Genomic DNA, 664 nt, shown 5'->3' with positions numbered 1-664 from the left:
ACCATTTCTCGATCTCTTCTTTCACGACATCGGTAATACGGCTGATCGTCGCTGGAGAATAAGCATTTCCTAGAATTCGTTCGATAAACTTGCCAATTTCCCGTGTACTCATGCCACTTTGATACATCCTGATGATGGCTTCCTCCAGCCAGCCTGTGTGGCGTTGATAAGGGGCAAACAACTGTGTTTGAAATTCTCCGTTTCGGTCTCTTGGCACCAAAAGCCCTTCAATTCGGCCATATTGCGTATCTAGATTTCGTTGATAGCAGCCGTTTCTCATATTCGGCGTTCCAGCCTGTTCGATTTCGAGGAAATTCTTGATTTCTTCCCGCATAATCAGCTCTAATTTTTCCTTCACAAACTGACGAATGACACTTTCCAGTTGATTTGCCCAGTCGACATTTGGTATACTTTTAGACATGGGTAGGGTTCTCCCTCTATAAATGTTGATATATCAACGGTTGTAGCCGTTTCAGGGGTGTCAAAAAAATATTTTTCGACAAAGTTTCTAACATTATTTCTTAAATATGTGTATATCTTACATTGATGGGGTACGCTTCGCGGCCACTACTGGTTAAATTTGGTTGTAGTGGGGGGAAGCGTATGGGATGCACCGTGGATCTCTGCATCGCTGATGATGACGAACCCTCCCATGTCTCTTGGC

1 protein-coding gene is annotated in these 664 nt (G+C 43.8%); it reads right to left on the bottom strand.

All coding sequences use genetic code 11. The features are described 5' to 3' along the window. Positions 1–421: transposase (locus DCC82_RS18145; protein ID WP_233253030.1), on the bottom strand; the 421-nt coding region annotated here is incomplete at its 3' end. Positions 422–664: the final 243 nt, after the last annotated feature.

The organism is Geobacillus sp. LYN3 (assembly GCF_003064505.1).
GTDB lineage: Bacteria > Bacillota > Bacilli > Bacillales > Anoxybacillaceae > Parageobacillus_B > Parageobacillus_B toebii.
This window is presented reverse-complemented; position numbering and strand designations above follow the sequence as displayed.